Below are 22,675 nucleotides of genomic sequence, written 5' to 3'. Positions count from 1 at the left end.
AATCTATCACATTGATTTTATTACATAATATGTCGAAATTTTACACCACGCCAACACTGGTGCAATTATGCAACGGCGCAGGAAATTTTGTGCAGTGCGAAAGACTTGCACGAAAAAGGGGCCGGTGGATGGTCCACCGGCCCCTTTTGTTCCAGCCTGAACGGCGAATGAACTAGGCGGCGTCTTCCGCGCGCTTGTCCTTCTCGCTGAACACGCGAATCGGTTCCTTGGTCCCGGCGACGACATCCTTGTCGACTACCACTTCGCCGACACCCTCCATCGAGGGCAGATCGAACATGGTGTCGAGCAGGATAGCCTCCAGGATCGAACGCAGGCCGCGGGCACCAGTCTTGCGCTCGATCGCCTTCTTCGCGATCGCGGTCAACGCATCGTCGGTGAAGCTCAGCTCGACATTCTCCATGTCGAACAGCTTGCCATATTGCTTGACCAGCGCGTTCTTGGGCTCGACCAGGATCTTGACCAGTGCGGTCACATCCAGATCCTCCAGCGTCGCGATCACCGGCAGACGGCCGACAAATTCGGGGATCAGGCCGAACTTCAGCAGATCTTCGGGTTCGCTCTGACGCAGCAGTTCGCCGGTCTTGCGCTCTTCGGGGGCCGCAACATGGGCACCGAAGCCGATCGACTTGGCTTCCAGACGGTCGCCGATGATCTTTTCCAGACCCGCGAACGCGCCGCCGCAGATGAACAGGATGTTGGTCGTGTCGACCTGCAGGAACTCCTGCTGCGGATGCTTGCGACCACCCTGCGGCGGAACCGAGGCGGTCGTGCCTTCCATCAGCTTGAGCAGCGCCTGCTGCACGCCTTCACCCGACACGTCGCGCGTGATCGACGGGTTTTCGGCCTTGCGGCTGATCTTGTCGATCTCGTCGATATAGACGATGCCGCGCTGCGCCTTCTCGACATTATAGTCGGATGCCTGGAGCAGCTTGAGGATGATATTCTCCACGTCCTCGCCGACATAGCCGGCTTCGGTCAGCGTGGTGGCGTCAGCCATGGTGAAGGGCACGTCGAACGTCTTGGCCAGCGTCTGCGCCAGCAGCGTCTTGCCGCAGCCGGTCGGGCCGACGAGCAGGATGTTCGACTTGGCCAGTTCCACCTCACCCGGCTTGGAGCCATGGTTGAGGCGCTTGTAATGATTGTGGACCGCGACCGACAGGACGCGCTTGGCGCGCTTCTGGCCGATCACATAATCGTCGAGCACATCGCAGATCTCCTGCGGGGTCGGCACGCCGCCATCCTTCTTGCCGACGAGACCGCCCTTGGTCTCCTCGCGAATGATGTCGTTGCACAGTTCCACGCATTCATCGCAGATGAAGACGGTCGGCCCCGCGATCAGCTTGCGCACCTCATGCTGCGACTTGCCGCAGAAGGAGCAGTAAAGCGTGCTTTTTGAATCGGAGCCCGTAAGCTTAGTCATTCGCCAATCTTTCCTCCCCGCCGTCGGCACCATGCCGGATCTGGCCGGGGATATTCTGGTCCAAAGGCCATCCTAGACCGGGGCACGGCGGTTTCACAAGGGGTGATATACCGCGCCCCGGTAAAGATCGCCTTTAGGCTTCTGCGGATTCCGCAGCGGCCGGGCGGCGATCGAACACTTCGTCGACCAGACCGAACGCCTTGGCTTCGTCAGCCTCCAGGAAGGTGTCGCGGTCCATCGCCCGCTCCACCGCTTCCAGCGACTGGCCGGTATATTTCACGTAGAGATCGTTGAGGCGGCGGCGAATCCGAAGGATTTCCTTGGCCTGGATCTCGATATCGGATGCCATGCCCTGGGCGCCGCCCGACGGCTGGTGGACCATGATGCGGGCGTTGCTGAGCGCGATGCGCTTGCCCGGCTCGCCAGCGGCCAGCAGGAAGCTGCCCATCGAGGCGGCCTGGCCGATGCAGACGGTGCCGACCTGGGGGCGGATATATTTCATCGTGTCGTGGATCGCCATGCCCGCCGTGACGACGCCGCCCGGCGAGTTGATGTACATCCAGATGTCCTTCTTCGGATTTTCCGATTCGAGGAACAGAAGCTGGGCGACGATCAGCGAGGCCATATGGTCCTCGACCTGGCCGGTCACGAAGATGATCCGCTCGCGCAGAAGACGCGAGTAAATATCGAAGCTGCGCTCGCCACGGTTCGATTGCTCGATGACGATGGGAACCAGCGCGGCCATGGGATCATGCATGATGTTGGTCATTGTGCTCTTTCAGTCAGGTGCTTTTGCCCGACCCCCTACATCGGCACAAAACCCGACTGGTTCAAGGGGGAACCATGTGTCACCCCTACCGTTCCACAATCGTTTCAAATCGCGACAGGGGGAACAAGCCGATGGTTTCCGACGTGCATTCCGATATTCCGCCCCATGACGGCCGGGCCGGACCGGGGCTGATCGCCGCCTTCTCCTTCGGTTGGAAGGCGCTGGCGCTGCGTGGCGTGGTCTCGATCATCCTGGGCATCATCGCCCTGGCCTACCCGTTCAGCGCGCTGTTCGCGCTGACGCTGATCTTCGCGGTCTATGCGCTGGTCGACGGCATATTCTCGGCGATCAGCGCCTTTCGCCGGATGGGCCATGGCCGCCATTGGGGCGCGATGCTGCTGCGCGGGCTGCTGGGCATTGCCGTCGGCATCATCTTCATCGTCACCCCGATCGCGATGACGATCACCTATGCGCTGCTGACCGTGTTCCTGATCGCGGGCTGGGCGATCATCGCCGGCGGGCTGGAAATCATCGCCGCGATCCGGCTGCGCAAGGAGATAGAGGGCGAATGGCTGCTGGCGCTGAGCGGGCTACTTTCGCTGCTGCTGGGCCTGTTCGTCCTCTATTTGGCCCTTGCCAACCCGCATGTGTCGGTGGCGATGCTGGGCTGGGGCATCGGCTTCTATGCGCTGGTGACGGGCGTCACCCTGCTGATCCTGGCGATGCGACTGCGCCGCCGGGTTCAGTCCTTCAAGGCGTAGTCGCTGGGCGCCCGGAAGGCGAGATAGGCGAGCCGTCGCACTTCGCGGCGGCCGCGCACCACCGTGTCGAGGATGAGGCCGCACATGCCGCTCAGGGTCGCCAGGATCATGAGGCCGGTGACCAGGATTGCGGTAGGAAACCGCGGCACCAGCCCGGTCTGGGCATAGGTGACGATCAGCGGCACGGCCAGGCCGAGCGCGAGCGCCGCGAGGAAAGCGGCGATGATACCGAAGAACAGGATCGGCCGCTCGATGCGATAGAGGGTGATGATCGTGCGCAGGATGCGCCAGCCGTCGCGATAGGTGGACAGCTTGCTGACCGATCCTTCAGGCCGCGCACCATAGGCGGTCATCACTTCGGACACCGGCATCGCCAGTTCAAGGGCATGGACGCTGATCTCGGTCTCGATCTCGAAGCCGGCGGACAGCACCGGGAAGCTCTTGACGAAGCGGCGCGAGAAGACGCGATAGCCCGACAGGATATCGGTGAAGCTCCGGCCGAACAGCTGCTTGAGCAGGCTGGTCAGCGCCCAGTTGCCGAAGCGGTGGCCGCGGCGATAGGCTTCCTCCACCTGGTCGCGGCGGCAGCCCACCACCATGTCGAGATTATCCTGCAGCATGGCAGCGATCATCTGCGGCGCAGCAGCGGCCTCGTACGTCGCGTCACCATCGGCCATGATGTAGATGTCGGCATCGACATCGGCGAACATGCGGCGCACGACATGGCCCTTGCCCTGCTGGGCCACGCGGCGAACGATCGCGCCCGCGCCGGCCGCCAGTTCGCGGCTGCCATCGCTGCTGTTATTGTCGAAGACATAGATTTCGGCATGGGGCAGCGCGCGGCGGAAATCCTCCACCGTCTGCACGATCGCCCCGGCCTCGTTATAGCAGGGCAGGATAACGGCGACGCGGGGATGGCCCACGCCAATGTTCGAAAGATTGTCCATATCCATAAATTGCCCCAACCTATGCTGACCAAATATGGCCGCCGCCCGTCAGACCGGCGGCGGCAACATGTATCGCGCAACGACGGTCAGCGCCAATATGGCTGCCGGCACACCCACCGTTGCAACCGCCAATGCCGAATGTCGCCGCATCATGGCCCTTATCGTCGCATCGGACAATGCGAGCGGCAGGGCCAGACAAACCGCCAATGTCGTAAAGAAGAAATAGCGCTGATCGGTCGCCACCCCGACAAGCAGGAAGGTGCCTGTATATATCAAGGCAAGCCATATCAATATCGCGCTGACATGCAGCAGCGCATCGCGCGAGACGCGCAGCGCGGCGATGATCCAGGGCAGCAGCACCAGCGCGATCGCGACCATCATCACGGGCGAGGTCAGCGGCGAATAGCGGACCTGGTCCAGCAACCGGTTCTTGAACGACCCGCCGCGGTTGCCGGCGGTGTTCAACTTGCGCACGGCTTCGGTATGATGGACCGGCACCCAGAAATAGAGGGTCGAGTTATAATGGGTCAGGCGATGGCGCAGATAAGCCAGCGGATGATGCCGGATCGCACCAGTCCAGCGTGACGACAGCGATGCGCCACCGCCATCCCGGATCGCCTGCTCGACATTCTTGAGCACATGGCAGTTCCAGTGGGCATAGGCCAACGTGTCCCACATGATCGGGCTGTAGCAGCGATGGACATCCTGCGTCAGCGCCGGCGCGCCGGGCAGATCGGCCAGGACATCATCCCCGCCCCGCACCATGATGCCGGCGATGTCGAATATCTGCAGCGAACGGATCGCCCCGGCATCCGATGCGCCAAGGATGCGATGATTGACGATATTGCTGGCCGGGACCAGCAGCACTCCGCCGACCGCAGACAGCGCCAGCATCAGCACCGGCCGTGCCATCAGCGCCGGCCAGCCGGCAAAGACCAGCATCGGCGCAACCAGGAACACGGCATTGCTGCGCACCAGCGCCGCCATGACGACGATCAGCAGCGCCAGCACCCAGCACAGCGTCCGGGCTGGCCGCGCGGCGACGAGCCCTTCCTGCATCGCCCCGATGATCGCCACGGCCAGCAGCAGCATCACCGCCATCATGATGTCCTTGGCGATGTTGACGCTCATCATCAGCAGCATCGGCTGGGCCGCGAGGAAGATCATGCAATAGGCGCAGAGCCACCGGCCGCGGCGCGCCGGCAGGCTGGCCAGCAGCGCAACGCCGCAGCCGTAGAAGATCGTGTCGAAGGCGAAGATCGGCCCGGTGCCCGCGCCGAACAGGGTCAACGCTTCCCAGATCCGCGCCATCAGCGGCGGATGCCAGTCGTTGAACCGGCCGGTGACGATCTGATGATATTGGCTGTTGCTGTCGCTGTTCGGCTCACCGGGAAAGCGCAGGAGCAAGAAGGCGAGAAACAGGAGCAGGCAGACGCCCACCAGGAGCCACCTGTTCATCAGCAACTGCCCAAGACCCCGACCAGAACCGCCCTTGACGACTTGCATAAGCCCTCCGCGATCAGTTCATCGCCTGATCCCTAGTTTCGGGCCTTCATCAGAATATATTGCAGCGCAAAAATAAAGATCAGGAAAAGCGCGTATCATCCCGGCGTTCGCGCCGAGGGCTCATAGCCAATCACCCGCGCGCCCATGCAAAACGCCCGCCCTTCCCTGTCGGGAAGAACGGGCGTTCCGATTTGCTGGCTGGAAAGGCTTATTCAGCCTTGGCAGCGGCCTTCTTGGCGGGAGCCTTCTTCGCCTTGGGCTTTTCCTCGGCGACAGCTTCCTCAGCCGGGGCTTCGTCCTTCTTGGCGGCAGCCTTCTTGGCCGGAGCCTTCTTGGCGGGCGCTTCCTCGGCTACGGCTTCGGCCTCGGCGGGCTCGGCCTTCTTCTTGGCAGCAGCCTTCTTCGCCTTGGGCTTTTCGTCATGGTCATGGCCGCAGCCCGGACCGTGGACGTGGGGCTTCAGATCGCCATCTTCGGCTTCGATCGCGGCTTCCAGTTCCTCACGGCTGACAGCGCGATCGCTGACTTCCGCCTTTTCGAACAGGAAGTCGACGACCTTGTCCTCATAGAGGGGGGCGCGCAGCTGGGCGGCGGCCATCGGATCCTGGCGGACATACTGCACGAAACGCTCACGATCCTGCGGGCTGTACTGCTGGGCAGCCTGCATGATGAGACGGTTCATTTCATTGTCCGAAACGACGACATTGTTGGCCTGGCCGATTTCCGACAGCAGCAGGCCCAGGCGCACGCGGCGCACGGCGATGCCGCGATAATCTTCCTTCTCGGCTTCCATTTCGGCGAGAGCGGCTTCCGGATCGGCTTCATGGCTGGCTTCATGCTGAAGCTGCTGCCAGATCTGGTTGAATTCGGCTTCCACCATGCTCGGCGGAACGTCGAAGTCGTGCGAAGCGGCGAGCTGGTCGAGCAGCTTGCGCTTCATATAGGTGCGGGTCAGGCCGTTATGCTCCTGCTCGATCTGGCCCTTGAGCAGATCCTTGAGCTGGTCGAGACCTTCCAGACCGAGCGACTTGGCGAAATCGTCATCGAGCTTGGGCTTGTCGGCGTTCAGCACCGACTGCACGGTCACGTCGAAGGTCGCGGCCTTGCCGGCGAGGTGCGCGGCGCCATAATCTTCGGGGAAGGTGACTTCGATGGTCTTTTCTTCGCCCTTCTTCACGCCGCCGAGCTGCTCTTCGAAGCCGGGGATGAACTGGCCCGAGCCGATCTTCAGCTTCACGCCTTCGGCCGAACCGCCTTCGAACGCTTCACCGTCGACCTTGCCGACGAAATCGATGACCAGCGTGTCGCCGTCCTTCGCCTTGTGGCTGGCGGCATATTCTTCCAGCGCGCCCTGCTGGGTGGCGATGCGGCCGGCCTGTTCCTCGACCTGCGCGTCGCTGACTTCGGCAGTCAGGCGCTCCAGCTTCAGACCGTCGATGCTCGGGGCTTCGATCACGGGCAGAACTTCCAGTTCCACCTTGACCTGCGCGTCCTTGCCGAACTCGAAGCTTTCGTCCAGTTCGACCGAAGGCTGCATCGCGGGACGCAGCTTCTGGTCGGCGATCAGCTTCTGAACGCTTTCCTGGATCGAATTGTTGAGGGCGTCACGCTGCAGGCTTTCACCATGCATCTTCTTGACGAGGTTCGCCGGCACCTTGCCGGGGCGGAAGCCGGGCATGCGCACCTGCGGCGCAATCGCCAGCACTTCCTTCTCAACGCGGGCGTCGATATCCTTCGACGTGATGGTCACGGTGTAGGCGCGCTTCAGGCCCTCGTTCAACGTCTCGACAGTCTGCATCTCTTCTCTCAAACGCTTTCTTAGCTGAATCTCGTTGGCGCCGGATCAAGCCAAGCCTGACACTGGTGCGGGCGAAGGGACTCGAACCCCCACATCTTGCGATACCAGAACCTAAATCTGGCGCGTCTACCAGTTTCGCCACGCCCGCATCGGTCGCCGGTCGGCGCGGCATAGAGAAAAGCATTGGCGAGAGCAAGGGATATGGATGCATTGGTGGAACCGGCGTCCTTGCCCGCGCGTAGCTTCTTCTTTGCAGGAGAGCATAGCATGGCCACCCAGCCCGATCCAGCGCGCGACACCCTGCCCCCGCCCGACCGGATCGAACCCCAGTCGCCGCCGGAAGCGCCGCCCCCTGCGACTCCGGACGAGACTCCGATCAACGAGCCGCCCGAAATCATCCCTGGCGAACCCGATTATGACCAGCCCGATCGCGCGCCGGACGAGGTTCCGCCTGACATAATTTCGTAACCACGCAACAAAAGAAGGCACCTGAAAACTTTTTTGCAACAGGGTGGAACTTTTTATGGCGGATTACGGAATATGCGTAATCACGTGCTGGACACCCCCCGGAATCCATGATTGAAATGTGACAACAAAAAGAAATTCAGGAGAGGCGCGCTGACATAAAAGGGGGTCGACGTGCATAGGGTTCGCGCCAAGCTAGAGTGGTTCAAGACCGTGATTTTGCCGCAGGAAGCTGCCTTGAGGGGCCGCCTGCGTCGCATTTTGCCCTCCACCCACGAGCTGGAGGATATGGTCGCCGAAGTTCTTGCCCGTGCCTATGCCACGGAGAACTGGGAAAATGTCACCACCGGGCGCGCCTATCTCTTCACCATCGCCCGCAACCTCGTCATCGACACCGCCCGCCGCAACAAGGTGGTGAGCTTCGAGACGATCGCCGATCTGGAATTGCTGGGCGGCGAAAACACCATTGAGGCACAGCTTCACGCCCGCGAGGCGCTCCGCCAGGTCGAGGCGATTGTCGATTCGCTGCCCACCCAGTGCCGCCGCGTCTTCATTCTTCGCCGTATTCACGAAAAATCGATGCTGGAAATAGCGGAGGAAATGTCTCTGTCCGTTTCTACTGTTGAAAAACATCTGGCCAAAGCGATCGGCATAGTTATGCGGGCCTGGGCAGAACGTGAGGAAACGGATTTCGAACGTGCAGGCGTCGGGACCAGGTTCAAACAGCGGGGACAGGGACGCGATCGCGTTGGAAGCCGCGCGCCTGCTGGCCAGGCTTAACAGCGCCCCTACCCCCCAGGACGAAGACGAGATATGTGCGTGGATCGAGGCCGATCCGCGCCATGGCGTGGCCTTTGCCCGCGCCGAAGCCGCCTGGGAGGCGGCCGAGCGGCTGAAGAGCGCCGCCGCCGAAGTCAATCTGCCCCCGCTCGAAGCGATCGTCAGCGAGGAACAGCAGCGCCGCCTGTCGCGCAACATCATGATTGCCGCCGGCATCGCCATCGTCTTCTTCATCGTCGCCGCGATCGTCACCATCCGCACCTTCAGCGGCGTGGATCGTTATGAGACGGCAGTGGGCCAGATCCGCGACGTCGCACTGGCCGACGGCTCCATCCTGCACCTCAACAGCAATAGCGAGGCGGAAGTCCGCTTCACCGACATCGGCCGCAAGGTGCGCGTGCTGAAGGGCGAAGCCTCCTTCGACGTGGCCCATGACAAGGGCCGCCCGTTCGACGTGGAGGTGCGATCCGCCCAGATCCGCGCCGTCGGCACCGCCTTCAACGTCCGCATGCGCCCGTCGGTGGTGGAGCTGACGGTCACGCAAGGCACGGTGACGGTCCATTCGGGCAATAGCGGGCTGGAAAAGGTCAGCGCCGGCAGCGGCGCCGTGATCCAGTCGCGCAGCATCGACCTCACCCATCTCAGCCCCAAGCTGATCGACCAGCGCACGGCCTGGCGCGACCAGATGGTCGAGCTGGACGGGGAAACGATCGAGCAGGCGGCCAGCGAGTTCAACCGCTATCGCCGCGCCCCGATCCTGATCGGCGATGCGCGCGTCTCCTCGCTGCGGGTCGGCGGGCGCTTCCGCGTCAGCGACAGCAAGGAATTCCTCTCCGCCCTGCAACTGAGCCTGCCGATCCGCGCGGTGAATGGCGAGGATGGATCGGTGATGCTGCTTTATCGCGATGAACCCGATGGTGCCGACATCATGGTGCCACCCAGCGAATAAGGCCGGTCAGCCGAGCAGGTCGCGGACCAGCGCGGGCACAAGTTCGCTTGCCGGGCCAAGCCGGCTTTCCTCGAAATAGCTGCTGCCCGCCGACGGATCGAGATTGAGCTCCAACGTGCGGGCACCATAATGGCGCGCCATCTGGACGAAACCGGCGGCCGGATAGACCGCGCCCGACGTGCCGATCGACACGAACAGATCGGCCTGCGCCAGCGCTTCCTCGATCCGCTCCATATCATAGGGCATTTCGCCGAAGAAGACGATGTCGGGCCGCAGGCTGGGCGCGCCGCAACCGGCGCAGGCGCTGCCGGGCGGCAGCGGATCCGCCCAGCCCACCGCCTTGCCGCAGGCGGCACAGAGGGCGGACTTCAATTCCCCATGCATGTGGAGCAGCCGGGTCGCCCCTGCCCGCTCATGCAGGTCATCGACATTCTGGGTGACGATCAGCAGGTCGCCGGGCCAGGCGCGGTCGAGCGCAGCCAATGCCTCATGCGCGGGATTGGGCGCCACCTCCGCCAGCTTCGCCCGTCGCTCGTCATAGAAGCGATGCACCAAGGCCGGATTGCGCGCCAGCGCTTCGGGGGTGCAGACATCCTCCACCCGATGCCCCTCCCACAAGCCATCCGGCCCGCGAAAGGTGGCAAGCCCGCTCTCGGCCGAAATGCCCGCGCCGGTGAGGATGACGATATTGCGGATGTCGGTCATGCGACGTTCGCCCCCTTCATTTGTTGCGCCGGATGAACTGGCTGGCAAACCGGACATTATAGGCGTGCATCTCGCCTTCTGGAGTGATCACCAGTTCGATGACATTGGCGCGCTGAAAATCATCCTCACGCTCCTCATCATCGACCTTCAGGCTGACCGTCACCACATCGTCATCCGTGGCGACAAGCTTATAGTCATAGGACACGATGCGGCCGAAGCAGGCGACCTCACCACCGTCTACCGACAGTTCGACCGTCGGATCGTCCGCATCGATCCAGAGCCCCTGCATTTCCATCGGAAGGGCTACATCCCGGCCTGAGCGATCCATCCTTACCTCTTTTCCTGTTCGGGACGGCCGCTCAACCTCGCTGCAAGGGCCGCGCCATTGTCTTAAGCCTTGGTCAGCATCTTCTGGGCGCTGGTCTTGATGAAGTCGGAGATCGGACCGGACATCATCTTGAGGAACATCGGGATCGACACGGTGCCGCGCACCTTGTCCTCCTCGATCAGCAGCTTGACCGGGATGGTCTGGGCCATGGCCGAGATTTCCATGTCCAGCGCATAGTCGGACGGCCAGGTCGCGGTCATGGTGCCACCGCCGGGGATATGCTGCTCCAGCTTGGGCAGGCCCTGTTCGACCCGGCGCTTGGCCTCGTCACGGCCGAGGTCATGGGGAATGTCGATATCCATCCTGTTTGTCCTTGTTCTGATGGTCAGTTCTGAAAGGCGATGTCGAGCGGCGGCAGGCCGGCGATGGTCGCCTGCACCGCCTGGCCGGGCGCGATCGGGCCGACGCCGGCAGGCGTGCCGGTGAAGATCAGGTCGCCGGGCGCCAGTTCCACATAGGTGGAGAGATTGGCGATGATTTCGGGCACTGACCAGATCATGTCGGCCAGGTCGCCCGACTGGCGCGGGTCGCCCTCGATGCAGAGCGCGATGGCGCCACTGGCCGGCGGCGTGCCGGGATGGATCGGGCCGATCGGCGCGGAGCGATCAAAGCCCTTGGCCATGTCCCAGGGACGACCGGCCTTCTTCGCGACCGCCTGCATGTCGCGGCGGGTGAGGTCGATGCCGACCGCCCAGCCATAGATCAGCGCCAGCGCATCCTCGACCGCGACATCCGTGCCGCCCGCGCCGAGCGCGACCACCAGTTCGACCTCATGATGCAGATCCTGCGTGCGCGAGGGGAACGGCAGCGACGCGCCATTCTCGACCACGGCATCGGCCGGCTTGGTGAAGAAGAAGGGCGGCGCGCGATCGGGATCGCCGCCCATCTCGCGCGCATGTTCGGCATAATTCTGCCCGACGCAGAAGATGCGACGGACGGGGAAGCGATCGGCGCTGCCGTCGATCGGCAGGGTTGGAACGGAGAGTCGGGGAAGATCGAGCATGGCCATCTCTTAGCCATGGTCGGTCGCCTTTCCCAAGAAATTCATGGTGCCGGATGACAAAGGGCCGCCGCTCTGGCATCGCGCGCTGACTTATAGCCAAGGAACGGATCAGGGCATGACCAGCATTGGGATTTTCGGCGCCGCCGGGCGCATGGGCCGCGCCATCGCGCAGGCCGCGGCGGAGGCCGGGCTGACCGTGGCGGGCGGCACCGATCGCGACGGCAGCGGCGAACTGGCGCCAGGTGTCGCCATCACCAATGATCCGCTGGCATTGGCACAGGCGGCCGACGTGCTGATCGACTTTTCCGTGCCAGCCGCGCTTTCCGCCAATCTCGACGCCTGCATCGCCGCGAACAAGCCGATCCTGATCGGCACGACGGGACTGGAGGGCGAGCATCATGTGCTGATCGACCAGGCAGCGGCACACATCCCGGTGCTACAGACCGGCAATACCTCGCTGGGCGTCAACCTGCTCGCCGCGCTGGTCGAAAAGGCCGCCGCCAGCCTGGGCGACGATTGGGATATCGAGATCGTCGAAATGCATCACCGCCACAAGGTGGACGCGCCGTCGGGCACCGCGCTGCTGCTGGGCGAAGCGGCGGCGAAGGGGCGCGGCATCGCGCTGGCCGACCATAGCGAACGTGGCCGCGACGGCATCACCGGCGCGCGGGCGAAGGGCGCGATCGGCTTTGCTGCGCTGCGTGGCGGATCGGTCGCAGGCGACCATCAGGTCATCCTGGCGACCGAAGGCGAGCGGATCGAACTTGGCCATCGCGCCGAAAACCGCAGCATCTTCGCGCGCGGCGCGATCAAGGGCGCAAGCTGGCTCGCCGGCCAGCCGGTCGGCCGCTATGACATGAAGGGCGTATTGGGGCTCTGATGCCATGAACAAGGGCCAGATCTTCGACTTTTTCAGCCGCCTGGCAGAGGCCAATCCCGCCCCTGTGACGGAGCTGGAATATGGCAATGCCTACCAATTGCTGGTCGCGGTCACCCTGTCGGCACAGGCCACCGATGTCGGCGTCAACAAGGCGACCCGCGCCCTGTTCCGCGAGGTCGAAACGCCGCAGCAAATGGTCGATCTGGGCGAGGATGCGCTCAAGCAGCACATCAAGACGATCGGCCTGTTCAACACCAAGGCGAAGAATGTCATCGCCCTGTCCGAAATATTGGTGCGCGATTTCGGCGGCGAGGTGCCGCAGGATCGCGACGCGCTGACCACCCTGCCCGGCGTTGGCCGCAAGACCGCCAATGTCGTGCTCAACACCGCCTTCGGGCAGGAAACCTTCGCGGTCGACACCCATATCTTCCGCGTCGGCAACCGCACCGGCCTGGCGCCGGGCAAGACGGTGCTGGCGGTCGAGGACAAGCTGGAAAAGCGCGTGCCCCAGCCCTTCCGCCGCGACGCCCATCATTGGCTGATCCTGCATGGCCGCTATGTCTGCAAGGCGCGCAAGCCCGAATGCTGGCGCTGCATCGTGTCGGACCTGTGCCGCTTCAAGCCCAAGACGCCGGCACCCGGCAGCGTCGCAAAAGCCGCCTGATCGCGCCCGACGGCGGTGCTAGGATCGGTACGGAAATCAGCTCCGCGAATCGTCTTGTCAGTACGAAGGAGAGAGACAATGTCCATCCGCCCCATTCTCACCGCCGGCCTGCTGCTGGCCTGCGGCCTGACGCCTGCTTTCGCCAAGACCAAGGACAAGCCGGATCCCTATGTGCCCAGCGGAGATCCGGTCGACTGCATTTCCATCAGCCAGATTCGGTCGAGCAGCGTCCGCGATGATCGCACCATCGATTTCGAGGTCAGCGGCAAGAAGATCTACCGCAACAGCCTGCCCAACAGCTGCCCCAGCCTGGGCTTCGAGCGGCGCTTCTCCTATCGCACCAGCATGTCCCAGCTCTGTTCGGTCGACATCATCACCGTGCTGTTCAACGCCGGGCCGGGCCTGCAACCGGGTGCCAGCTGTGGCCTGGGCAAATTCCAGCCGATGGTGAAGGCCTCGAAATAAGTTTCGGGAACAGGTGATTTTGTGGCTGGCGCGGTTCGAAGCCCTTTGCTAAGCGCCCCTTCTGACCAGCGTCATGCACCCATAGCTCAGCTGGATAGAGCGTTGCCCTCCGAAGGCAAAGGCCAGTGGTTCGAATCCACTTGGGTGCACCAAACCGCCGCATAGATCGGCTGGCTGACGCGCAGTTTCCTATTTTAGCGTTACGGAACGCTGGCGCCGATTGGTCGATTTCTGAGCCGTGATGCGAACAACGCATGATGACGAGGCGGCCTAAACCGATCTCGCGCCGGCATCGGCAAGCGGCATTGGCGCGAACGAAAAAAGATCGTCCCCGCCCTTCTCCAGATCGAGCAGATATTTCTTGGTTTCGACGCCGCCGGCAAAGCCGGTGAGCGCGCCGTTGCTGCCGACCACCCGGTGGCATGGCGCAATGATCGAGATCGGGTTGCGGCCATTGGCGGCGCCGACGGCACGGGTCGCGGTCGGGCGACCGATGGCGCGCGCGATGTCGGCATAGCTGCGCGTCTCGCCGAACGGGATGTCGAGCAGCGCAGCCCAGACCTGGCGCTGGAAATCCGTGCCCTGAAAATGCAGCGGGACGCAGAAATGCCGCCGCTGGCCAGCGAAATATTCCGATAGCTGGGAGGCCGCGTCCCGCAGCACCGGATGCTCGGTCGCTTCGGATCGGGCGCCCAGGCGGACGCGGGCGGGATCATCGTCGAGCCACAGGACCGCCATCAGTCCTTCGTCGCTTGCGACCAGCGTCAGGTCGCCCACCGGCGACATCATCGTCATACAGGCCAGGGTCATCGTCATCCTCCATGCGTCATCGCTGGAGATAGGCGATGATCCCCGCCCCCGCTTCCTGCCGCTTGCGGTCAAAGTCCGCAAGCGGCAGGCCGCATCATTTCAGGCCACCACCCATGGCGCGATACAGCTCGATCATGTTGGTGAGCCGCGCCAGACGCGTCGTCACCAGGCTCTGCTCCGCGCTCGACAGGGTCCGCTGCGACACCAGCGTCGGCAGGAAGCCGTCGACACCTGCACGGAAGCGGGCCTGCGTCAGGTCATAGGCCTTGCGTGCAGCATCGCGCTGCGAGGTCTGCGCCTCGACCTGATCCGTCATCGTGCCGCGCCGGGCGAGCGCATCGGCGACCTCGCGGAAGCCGGTCTGCACGCTCTTTTCATAAGTGGCGAGCATCGCGTCATAGGTCGCCCTGGCGTAACGCAGATTGCCCTTGTTCCGGCCGAAGTCAAAGATCGGCAGGGTCGCACTGGGCGCCACCGACCAGGTGTCGCTGCCCGACTTGAACAGGCCGGACAGGCCAAGGCTGACCGTGCCCAGCGCCGCCGTCAGCGACAGCTGCGGGAAGAAGGCCGCCCGCGCCGCACCGATATTGGCGTTGGCCGCGATCAGCTGATGCTCGGCCGACGCGATGTCGGGCCGGCGCAGCAACAGGGTCGAGGGCAGTTCCGCCGGCAGATTGTCGAGCGTGACATGGCCTTCCGGCAGGGCCGAGGGCAGATCCTCGCTGCCGAGCGTCGTGCCCGCCAGCAGGTTCAGCGCATTCTGGTCCTGCGCGACCAGCGTGGTGGCGCTGGCAATGGCGGCCCGCGCCTGGTCATAGCTGGTCTGTGCCTCGCGCACTTCCAGTTCGGACGCGATGCCCTTGTCGAAGCGGGCCTTGTTGAGGTCCAGCGTCTCCTTGAACGCAGTCGCCAGCGCCCGCGCGATCGACAGCAATTCCTGATCGGCGGCCATGTTCACCCAGGCCGTCGCCACTTCCGCCACCAGTGCGGTCTGGGCCGCATTGCGGTTTTCGACCGAGGCGAAATATTGCTCCTGCGCCGCCTTGGTCAGGTTCCGCACCCGGCCGAACAGGTCGATTTCCCAGGACGAGATGCCGACCTGCGCCTGATAGACGTCGGTATTGAGGCGCTGGCTCTGGCCGAACTGAACCAGTGGCTGTTCCGAATAGGTCGCCGTGCCGGTGGCCCCGACGGTCGGCAACAGATCGGCCCGCTGCACCTTATATTGCGCCCGTGCCTGTTCGACATTGGCGACAGCAATGCGCAGGTCGCGATTGTTGGCGAGGCTCGTCTCGATCACCCGCACCAGACGCGGGTCGGTGAAGAAATCGCGCCAGGCGGTATCGGCCGGTACGATCGCCGCGCCGCCGTCCGCCGCGGCCGCATAGGCCGGCCCCTCGGGGCTGGCCTGCGGCACCGGCAGTTCGGGGCGGGCATATTTGGGCGCCATGTCACAGGCGGCCAGCGTCAGCGCCAAAGAGGCGACCGACATTGCTTTGATATTACGCAACATTCTTATGCCTCCTGCGGTGCGTTCGGCGTTTCGCCGTCGGCGTTACGCTGTTCTTCCCCTTCATGATGTTCGCGGAACAACCGCTTCACCACGGTGAAGAAGACCGGCACGAAGAAGATGGCGAGGACGGTGGCGGACAGCATGCCGCCGACCACGGCCCAGCCGATGGCGTTCTGGCCACCCGCACCCGCGCCCTTGGACACGGCCAGCGGCAGCACGCCGAAGATGAAGGCGAAGCTGGTCATCAGGATCGGCCGCAGACGCAGCTTGCCCGCTTCCAGCGCCGCCTTGGCGGGCGGCAGCCCTTCGCGCATCTTCTCTTCGGCAAATTCCACGATCAGGATCGCGTTCTTCGCCGACACGCCGATGGTCGTGATCAGGCCCACCTGCAGATAGATGTCGTTGTTGAGGCCCGCCAGCGTCGCCGCGATCACCGCGCCGAGCACGCCGAGCGGCACGACCAGCATGACCGCGATCGGCACCGACCAGCTTTCATAGAGCGCAGCCAGGCAGAGGAAGACGATCAGCATCGAGAGCGCATAGACATAGGGCGCCTGTCCACCGGAGGTCTGTTCCTCATAGGAAATGCCGTTCCAGGCATAGCCGATACCGGCCGGCAGCTTGGCCGCGAACTCTTCCATCGCCTGCATCGCGGTGCCGCTCGACACGCCGGGTGCCGGAGCGCCCTGGATGTTCATCGACGGCACGCCATTATAGCGCTCCAGACGGGCCGGGCCCTGGACCCATTCCGTGGTGGAGAAGGCGGAGAGCGGCGCCATCACGCCCGTGCTGCCACGCACATGATAGGCGTTGATCGCGTCGGCCGAGGTACGGAACGGTGCATCCGCCTGCACATAGACGCGCTTCACGCGGTCGCGGTCGATGAAGTCGTTGACATAGGATCCGCCCAGATTGGTGCTGATCGTGTCATTGACGTCCGACTGGGCGATGCCCAGCGCACCGGCTGCGGCCTGATCGACATTCAGCTTCAACTGCGGCGTGTCTTCCAGGCCATTGGGACGGACCTGCGCCAGGCGCTTGTCGCCCATCGCCATGCCCAGCAATTGGTTGCGGGCTTCCAGCAGCTTCTCATGACCAAGATTGGCCTGATCGAGCAGCTGGAAATCGAAACCGGACGCATTGCCCAGTTCCTGCACGGCCGGCGGCACGAAGGCGAAGGCCATGCCCGACGAGATCTTCTGGAACGCCATATTGGCGCGCAGGGCGATCGCGGGCACGCGATTGTCCGCACCCGACCGCTCATGCCAGTCCTTCATGCGGGCAAAGACGATGCCGACATTCTGGCCCTGGCCCACGAAGCCGAAGCCGGCGACCGTGAACACGGCCGAGACATTCTTCTTCTCGTCGACCAGATAATGATCGCGCATCCGGGCGAGGGCCCGCTCGGTCTCTTCCAGCGTCGTGCCCGCGGGCAGCGACACCTGGTTGATGATGATGCCCTGGTCCTCGTCCGGCAGGAAGCCGCTGGGCAGGCGCAGGAAGATGAAGGCCATGCCGACCACCACCAGGCCATAGACCAGCATGGTACGAACCCAGCTGCGCTCGACCTTCTCGACGCCCTTGCCATAGCGCACCACGCCCTTGTCGAAGGTGCGGTTGAACCAGTCGAAGAAGCGGCCGAGGATCGAACCGATCGGCCCGTTCCAGCTATGCCCGTGCGAGGCTGGCTTGAGGATGGTGGCGCACAGCGCCGGGGTCAGGATCAATGCGACCAGCACCGACAGGATCATCGACGACACGATGGTGATCGAGAACTGGCGGAAGATGACGCCGGTCGAGCCACCGAAGAAGGCCATCGGCAGGAACACCGCCGAGAGCACCAGGCCGATGCCGATCAGCGCGCCGCTGATCTCGTCCATCGACTTCTTGGCTGCTTCCTTGGGGCTGAGCCCTTCATCCTGGATCAGACGTTCGACATTCTCGACGACGACGATCGCGTCATCGACCAGCAGGCCGATCGCCAGCACCATGCCGAACAGCGTCAGGGTGTTGATGGTGAAGCCGGCTGCGCTGAGGATCGCCAGCGCACCCAGCAGAACCACCGGCACCGCAATCGTCGGGATCAGCGTCGCACGCCAGTTCTGGAGGAACAGGAACATGACGACGAACACCAGCAGCACGGCTTCGAACAGGGTATGGACCACCTGCTCCACCGACAGCTTGACGAAGGTCGAGTTGTCGACCGGGAAGTCATATTTGACCCAGTTGGGGAAATTCTTCGACAGCTGGTCGACGCGCGCCTTGACCGCTTCCACCGTGTCGAGCGCGTTGGCGCCCGGTGCCAGCTTGATGCCGAAGCCCGATGCCGGATGACCGTTGAATTTCACGCCGAAACCATAGGTTTCCGCGCCCAGCTCGACCTTGGCAACATCCTTCATCAGCACGACCGAACCGTCGCTGTTGCTGCGCAGGCGGATATTCTGGAATTCCTCCGGCGTGCGCAGGCGCGACTGGGCCGTGACGGTGGCGTTGAGCGCCTGGCCCTTGGGCGAAGGCGAACCACCGATCTGGCCGGCCGACACCTGGGCGTTCTGCGCGGTGATCGCCGACTTCACGTCGCCGGTGGTCACGCCCAGATTGGCCATCTTGTAGGGGTCGAGCCAGATGCGCATCGCATATTGCGAACCGAACAGCTGGGTATCGCCAACGCCGGTGACGCGGCTCAGCGGATCCTGAAGGCTGGACGCGATAAAGTCCGCCGCGTCTTCCTGGTCATGGATGCCGTCGTCGGAATAGGCCGCCATGATGAGCAGGAAGCTGGACGTGGACTTGCCCACGCGCAGGCCCTGTTGCTGCACTTCCTGCGGCAACAGGGGGGTCGCCTGCGACAGCTTGTTCTGCACCTGCACCTGCGCAATGTCAGGATCGGTGCCCTGCTCAAAGGTCAGGGTGATGTTGAGATTGCCCGAACCATCGCTGGTGGACGAGAAATAGCGCAGATTGTCGATGCCCTTGAGCTGTTGCTCGATGATCTGCGTCGTCGTGCTTTCCAGCGTCTGGGCGTTGGCACCGGGATAGGTGGTCTGGATCGTCACCGCCGGCGGGGCGATTTCCGGGAACTGCGCGACCGGCAGCGACCGGATCGCGAGCAGGCCCGCCAGCATGATGACGATGGCGATGACCCATGCGAAGATGGGCCTGTCGATAAAATAGCGGGCCATGGCTTAGTGCGCCTCGCCCGCGTTTGACGCGCCTTGTGCAGCGGCCGGCTTCGCGCCGCCCTGGGCGGCAGCGCCGCCTTCAGGCGCGGTCACCTGCTGCGGCGCGCCGGGCTTCACCACCGTGCCGGGGCGCAGATTGACCAGGCCTTCAACGATCAGCTGATCGCCCGGCTTCAGGCCGCTGGTGACGATCCACTTGTCGCCGATCGCGCGGTCGACGGTGACCTGGCGCATCTCGACCTTGTTGTCCTTGCCCACGACCATCGCCGTAGCCCGGCCGCGCGCGTCGCGCGAAATGCCCTGCTGCGGGGCCAGGATCGCCTGGGTGCGCTCACCCTCGATCAGCTTGGCGCGGACATACATGCCCGGCAGCAACAGGCCGTCGGCGTTGGGGAAGATCGCGCGCAGCGTGACCGCGCCCGAGCTGGAATCCACCGTCACGTCGGCAAATTGCAGGCGGCCTTCCCCCGGATAGACGCTGCCATTGGGCAGGATCAGCTGGATGCGGGCGCCCTGCGCCTCGCTGATGCCGCCAGCCTTCATCGCCTGCTTGAGGTCGATGATCTGCGCGGCCGACTGGGTCACGTCGACATAGACGCGGTCGGTGCGCTGGATGGTGGTCAGCGGATCGGCCTGACCGGTCTGAACCAGTGCGCCCGGCGTCAGCAGCGAACGGCCGATACGGCCCGAAATCGGCGCGCGGATGCGGGTGAAATTCTGGTTCACCTGCGCTGCCTGCACCGCGCCCTGCTGCGCCGCAACATTGGCGCGAGCCTGCTGGGCCGCAGCCGCCGCGTCATCATATTCCTGCTTCGACACCGCATTGATGCCGACCAGATCCTTGTAGCGCTGGGCCTGCAGCCCGGTCGAGCGGATCGCCGCCTGGGCATTGGCCAGCGAACCCTGGGCTTGGGCGAGCGCCGCGCGATAAGGCGCGTCCTCGATCTCGTAGAGCAGTTGCCCGGCCTGGACATTGCCGCCTTCGGTAAACAGGCGGCGGCGGATCACGCCGCTGATCTGCGGCCGGACTTCGGCCGTTTCAAAAGCCGAGATGCGGCCCGGCAGTTCGTTCAGCAACGGTGCAGACTCGGTCTTGAGCGTCACCACGCCCACGCTCGGCGGCGGCGGTGCGGGCGGCGCTTCCTGACCGCAAGCGCTCAGCGCAAGGGCCGAAACACAGGCCAGCAATCCGAAGAAGTTCCCCTTTTGCATCAATTTTCCCAATCCGATAAATATCGCAGGACCGGAATGAACGTTCATTCCGCTTGCCGCGCACCTAAGAAGCTGTCAGAGGGAATTCAAGAGAAAAACAATTTTCCGAGGGTAAAATGGTTGCAGCGCAGCATGAAAAAAGCAGTCGCGACCGTGTACTTGCAGCGGCGCGAGACCTGTTCAACAGCCATGGTTTCCACCAGACGTCCATGGCCGAACTCGCTTCCGCCGCACAGGTATCAGTGGGGCAAATATATCGGCTTTTCAAAGGAAAGGAAGATATCATCGAGGCTATCGTCCATGCCGACGCCGACCAGTGGGCGGAGGACGTCGATATCCTGCGCAAACGACTCGACAGTGGCGAGTTGAGCATCGACGATACGTTCGAGCAACTGATGCTGCACGTCATTGACGAAAAGGATGAGGCGCTGTCCTTCGACATCCTGGCCGAAAGCTTCCGCAATCCGACGGTCGGCGAGATGATCGGCACCATGTGTGGCCGTTTCCGCGACGATATTCGCGACTTTGCCTGCGCCGCCAACCCGGAGCTTTCGGGCGAGGCGCTGGACGGCGCGGAGGAGATGATCCTGGCCTGCATGTTCGGCCTGGGCCATCGCAGCCTGTCGCGCCCCAATCTCAGCCCGGAGGCGTCGGCCCGGCGCGCCGCCCAGATGATCGTGGCAGGCCTGAAGGCCGTGCGCTGATCGCAGCGAAAGCCGGTTCACGCCGATCGTGAACCGGCAACGGCGGATCACTCCACCAGTTCGCCGCCCTTCACCACGTCGCTGACATGCTGCAGCAACGTCACATCCTTGAGAGGATCACCCTGCACTGCAACGATGTCGCCATAGCGGCCGACGGCGATCGCGCCGACATCGGCTTCCCAGCCCAGCGCCTTGGCGCCGCTGACGGTCGCCGCCTGGATCGCCTGCATCGGCGTCATGCCCCATTCGACCATCTTGGCAAACTGCTTGCCATTGTCGCCATGGGGATAGACGCCGGCATCGGTGCCAAACAGCATCGGCACGCCGGCCTTCACTGCCTTGCGGAAGGTTTCGCGCTGAAGACGCCCGATCAGCTTTTCCTTGTCCAGGCTTTCCTGTTCCGTGCCATTGGCCGTGCCGGTCGCCAGGATATAATCGTCATTATAGATATCCATATCGAACCAGGTCTTCTTGCTGGCCGCCAGCTTGATCGTCTCGTCATCGGCCAGGCTGCAATGTTCGATCGTGTCGATCCCCGCCTCGATCGCGGTGCGGATACCGTCATTGCCATGGGCGTGCGCCGCAACCTTGAGGCCCAGCATATGCGCCTCGTCGGCGATCGCCTTCATCTCGTCAAAGCTCAGTTGCTGCGCGCCGACCGCGTCGCCTAGCGAGAAGACGCCGCCGGTCGCACAGATCTTGATGACGCGCGCGCCATATTTGTGCAGCCAGCGCACCTTGGCGCGGCCCTCCTGCGGGCTGTCGACCACCGAAGGTTCCTTGCGATCCATCGATGGCGGCAGGCCACCGCCATCGCAATGGCCGCCAGTTGCGCCGATCGCATAGCCGGCCGGGATGATCCGCGGCCCGACAATCTGCCCCTCCTCGATCGCCTGCTTCAGGCCCACATCGGCGAAATCGGCCGACCCGACATTGCGCACCGTAGTAAAACCGGCCTTCAGCGTGATGCGCGCATTCTTGACGCCTACCGCCGTCCAGAAACTGTCGGTGTAGCGCAGCCCCTGATAGCCGCCCACTTCCGCCAGGCTGGTCAAATGGACGTGCATGTCGATCAGGCCCGGCAGGATGGTCTTGCCCGACAGGTTGATATGACGGACGTCACTGCCCCAGCGCACGGTGCGCGCGTCGGCGATGCCGGTAATGCGACCATCGGTAATGAAGATAGCCGGATGATCGACCGTCTTGCCGGCCAGTACATCGACCATATGGTCCGCGGTGACGACCACCTGCTCGGCAAGCGCCGGTGCGGCAGCCAGCGACAACAACAGGATGGTGGTGGCCATGGCCGATGCCCGGACAGTCTTCAACATGCGATGCAAATCCCCCTGGGCGATCGATGTCCAGACCGTGCATGGCCGGATCATCATTGCCCCAAGCCCCTGACCTAGCGACCAAGGCCAGCCGGCATCAAGGGCAAAGATGGATGGTCGCATCGCGCCGCCCACCCCCGTTTCACCCCCGTCCACCGCAAGCCCCTGCCCTGCCCGCAACCTGTTGGCGCCCCGCCCATTGGAGGATCAATCGAGGGAGGTATTTCATGGATCTGGAAGCGAATTTCGGCCGCGCCTATTTCGAGCAGCGACGCGACCGCAATCGCCAGTTGGCGGCGCGATCGGCCACACCGGCGCTCCGCAACATGCATCTGGAATATGCGCGGCTTTACGAGCAATTGCTGCAGACGGAGGACGCGCAAGCCGCCTCCGCCTGATCCA

General features: G+C 63.6%; 23 protein-coding genes and 2 tRNA genes. 10 read left to right on the top strand and 15 right to left on the bottom strand.

The genetic code is table 11. From position 1 onward, the window contains the following. Nucleotides 1–172 precede the first annotated feature (172 nt). The gene (gene clpX / locus AC0KVN_RS21585) at nt 173–1,441 is read right to left on the bottom strand and encodes an ATP-dependent Clp protease ATP-binding subunit ClpX (protein ID WP_004207563.1); all 1,269 of its coding nucleotides are present in this window, start codon (nt 1,439–1,441) and stop codon (nt 173–175) included. A gap of 133 nt (nt 1,442–1,574) precedes the next feature. After that, nucleotides 1,575–2,210, bottom strand: coding sequence for an ATP-dependent Clp endopeptidase proteolytic subunit ClpP (gene clpP, locus AC0KVN_RS21580; RefSeq protein ID WP_004207564.1), 636 nt, complete (start codon nt 2,208–2,210; stop codon nt 1,575–1,577). A gap of 131 nt (nt 2,211–2,341) precedes the next feature. On the opposite strand from clpP, the gene AC0KVN_RS21575 reads away from it, so the two are divergent. Next, nucleotides 2,342–2,971: an HdeD family acid-resistance protein gene (locus tag AC0KVN_RS21575; protein WP_010336052.1), complete on the top strand. Its 630-nt coding sequence runs from the start codon at nt 2,342–2,344 to the stop codon at nt 2,969–2,971. Here AC0KVN_RS21575 and AC0KVN_RS21570 read toward each other — a convergent pair. The 4 genes from AC0KVN_RS21570 to AC0KVN_RS21555 all read right to left on the bottom strand — a co-directional run bounded on the left by AC0KVN_RS21570 (nt 2,953) and on the right by AC0KVN_RS21555 (nt 7,370). Further along, the gene (locus AC0KVN_RS21570) at nt 2,953–3,924 is read right to left on the bottom strand and encodes a glycosyltransferase family 2 protein (protein ID WP_435567932.1); all 972 of its coding nucleotides are present in this window, start codon (nt 3,922–3,924) and stop codon (nt 2,953–2,955) included. The genes AC0KVN_RS21575 and AC0KVN_RS21570 overlap by 19 nt on opposite strands. A 42-nt stretch (nt 3,925–3,966) precedes the next feature. Further along, on the bottom strand, nt 3,967–5,376 hold the full coding sequence (locus tag AC0KVN_RS21565; RefSeq protein WP_435567933.1) for a hypothetical protein: 1,410 nt from the start codon (nt 5,374–5,376) through the stop codon (nt 3,967–3,969). 256 nt (nt 5,377–5,632) lie between these two features. After that, nucleotides 5,633–7,222, bottom strand: a complete 1,590-nt coding sequence (gene tig / locus AC0KVN_RS21560) for a trigger factor (RefSeq protein ID WP_048938173.1) — start codon at nt 7,220–7,222, stop codon at nt 5,633–5,635. A gap of 63 nt (nt 7,223–7,285) precedes the next feature. After that, nucleotides 7,286–7,370: transfer RNA gene (locus tag AC0KVN_RS21555), tRNA-Leu, on the bottom strand. Between the two features lie 119 nt (nt 7,371–7,489). Between AC0KVN_RS21555 and AC0KVN_RS21550 the strand changes: the two genes are divergently transcribed. The 3 genes from AC0KVN_RS21550 (at nt 7,490) to AC0KVN_RS21540 (ending at nt 9,416) form a co-directional block, all read left to right on the top strand. After that, nucleotides 7,490–7,690, top strand: coding sequence for a hypothetical protein (locus AC0KVN_RS21550; RefSeq protein WP_483656381.1), 201 nt, complete (start codon nt 7,490–7,492; stop codon nt 7,688–7,690). Between the two features lie 171 nt (nt 7,691–7,861). After that, on the top strand, nt 7,862–8,467 hold the full coding sequence (locus tag AC0KVN_RS21545; RefSeq protein WP_004207570.1) for an RNA polymerase sigma factor: 606 nt from the start codon (nt 7,862–7,864) through the stop codon (nt 8,465–8,467). Then, complete coding sequence (locus AC0KVN_RS21540) at nt 8,436–9,416, top strand: FecR family protein (protein ID WP_435567935.1); 981 nt, start codon at nt 8,436–8,438, stop codon at nt 9,414–9,416. Before AC0KVN_RS21545 ends, AC0KVN_RS21540 begins: the two co-directional genes overlap by 32 nt. 6 nt (nt 9,417–9,422) lie before the next feature. Here the strand turns inward: AC0KVN_RS21540 and AC0KVN_RS21535 are convergent, their stop codons facing one another. The 4 genes from AC0KVN_RS21535 to AC0KVN_RS21520 all read right to left on the bottom strand — a co-directional run bounded on the left by AC0KVN_RS21535 (nt 9,423) and on the right by AC0KVN_RS21520 (nt 11,518). Then, the gene (locus tag AC0KVN_RS21535) at nt 9,423–10,121 is read right to left on the bottom strand and encodes an NAD-dependent deacylase (protein WP_435567936.1); all 699 of its coding nucleotides are present in this window, start codon (nt 10,119–10,121) and stop codon (nt 9,423–9,425) included. Between the two features lie 16 nt (nt 10,122–10,137). Next, on the bottom strand, nt 10,138–10,449 hold the full coding sequence (locus AC0KVN_RS21530) for a hypothetical protein (protein WP_435567937.1): 312 nt from the start codon (nt 10,447–10,449) through the stop codon (nt 10,138–10,140). Between the two features lie 62 nt (nt 10,450–10,511). Further along, entirely contained in the window at nt 10,512–10,811 is a 300-nt protein-coding gene (locus AC0KVN_RS21525) for a polyhydroxyalkanoic acid system family protein (RefSeq protein ID WP_004207574.1), read from the bottom strand. A gap of 23 nt (nt 10,812–10,834) precedes the next feature. Next, nucleotides 10,835–11,518: a fumarylacetoacetate hydrolase family protein gene (locus tag AC0KVN_RS21520; RefSeq protein WP_435567938.1), complete on the bottom strand. Its 684-nt coding sequence runs from the start codon at nt 11,516–11,518 to the stop codon at nt 10,835–10,837. A 109-nt stretch (nt 11,519–11,627) separates the two neighbouring features. Here AC0KVN_RS21520 and dapB point away from each other — a divergent pair, with 109 nt between their 5' ends. From dapB to AC0KVN_RS21500, 4 genes are all read left to right on the top strand, one after another. Continuing rightward, on the top strand, nt 11,628–12,392 hold the full coding sequence (gene dapB, locus AC0KVN_RS21515; RefSeq protein WP_435567939.1) for a 4-hydroxy-tetrahydrodipicolinate reductase: 765 nt from the start codon (nt 11,628–11,630) through the stop codon (nt 12,390–12,392). A 4-nt stretch (nt 12,393–12,396) separates the two neighbouring features. Further along, a complete protein-coding gene (nth, locus tag AC0KVN_RS21510; RefSeq protein WP_435567940.1) occupies nt 12,397–13,056 on the top strand; it encodes an endonuclease III in 660 nt (219 codons plus the stop codon). Between the two features lie 78 nt (nt 13,057–13,134). Beyond that, on the top strand, nt 13,135–13,521 hold the full coding sequence (locus AC0KVN_RS21505) for a hypothetical protein (RefSeq protein WP_435567941.1): 387 nt from the start codon (nt 13,135–13,137) through the stop codon (nt 13,519–13,521). 75 nt (nt 13,522–13,596) lie between these two features. Next, nucleotides 13,597–13,673, top strand: a tRNA-Arg gene (locus AC0KVN_RS21500). Nucleotides 13,674–13,791: 118 nt separating this feature from the next. Here the strand turns inward: AC0KVN_RS21500 and AC0KVN_RS21495 are convergent. From AC0KVN_RS21495 to AC0KVN_RS21480, 4 genes are all read right to left on the bottom strand, one after another. Beyond that, nucleotides 13,792–14,331 (bottom strand): methylated-DNA--[protein]-cysteine S-methyltransferase, encoded by a 540-nt coding sequence (locus AC0KVN_RS21495; RefSeq protein WP_435567942.1) that lies wholly within the window; start codon nt 14,329–14,331, stop codon nt 13,792–13,794. Between the two features lie 94 nt (nt 14,332–14,425). Then, nucleotides 14,426–15,844: an efflux transporter outer membrane subunit gene (locus AC0KVN_RS21490; protein ID WP_435567943.1), complete on the bottom strand. Its 1,419-nt coding sequence runs from the start codon at nt 15,842–15,844 to the stop codon at nt 14,426–14,428. A gap of 2 nt (nt 15,845–15,846) precedes the next feature. Beyond that, nucleotides 15,847–19,026: an efflux RND transporter permease subunit gene (locus AC0KVN_RS21485; RefSeq protein WP_483656380.1), complete on the bottom strand. Its 3,180-nt coding sequence runs from the start codon at nt 19,024–19,026 to the stop codon at nt 15,847–15,849. A gap of 3 nt (nt 19,027–19,029) precedes the next feature. Next, complete coding sequence (locus tag AC0KVN_RS21480) at nt 19,030–20,238, bottom strand: efflux RND transporter periplasmic adaptor subunit (protein ID WP_010336036.1); 1,209 nt, start codon at nt 20,236–20,238, stop codon at nt 19,030–19,032. Nucleotides 20,239–20,354: 116 nt separating this feature from the next. Between AC0KVN_RS21480 and AC0KVN_RS21475 the strand changes: the two genes are divergently transcribed. Continuing rightward, nucleotides 20,355–20,942, top strand: a complete 588-nt coding sequence (locus AC0KVN_RS21475; protein WP_004207585.1) for a TetR/AcrR family transcriptional regulator — start codon at nt 20,355–20,357, stop codon at nt 20,940–20,942. A 47-nt stretch (nt 20,943–20,989) separates the two neighbouring features. Here the strand turns inward: AC0KVN_RS21475 and AC0KVN_RS21470 are convergent, their stop codons facing one another. Further along, nucleotides 20,990–22,273 carry a Xaa-Pro dipeptidase gene (locus tag AC0KVN_RS21470; RefSeq protein WP_435567945.1) on the bottom strand — a complete coding sequence of 428 codons (1,284 nt, stop codon included), beginning with the start codon at nt 22,271–22,273 and terminating at the stop codon, nt 20,990–20,992. A 227-nt stretch (nt 22,274–22,500) separates the two neighbouring features. Between AC0KVN_RS21470 and AC0KVN_RS21465 the strand changes: the two genes are divergently transcribed. Further along, a complete protein-coding gene (locus AC0KVN_RS21465) occupies nt 22,501–22,671 on the top strand; it encodes a hypothetical protein (RefSeq protein ID WP_435567946.1) in 171 nt (56 codons plus the stop codon). Nucleotides 22,672–22,675: the final 4 nt, after the last annotated feature.

The sequence above is a fragment of the Sphingobium sp. SG1 genome (assembly GCF_057063145.1).
This window is presented reverse-complemented; position numbering and strand designations above follow the sequence as displayed.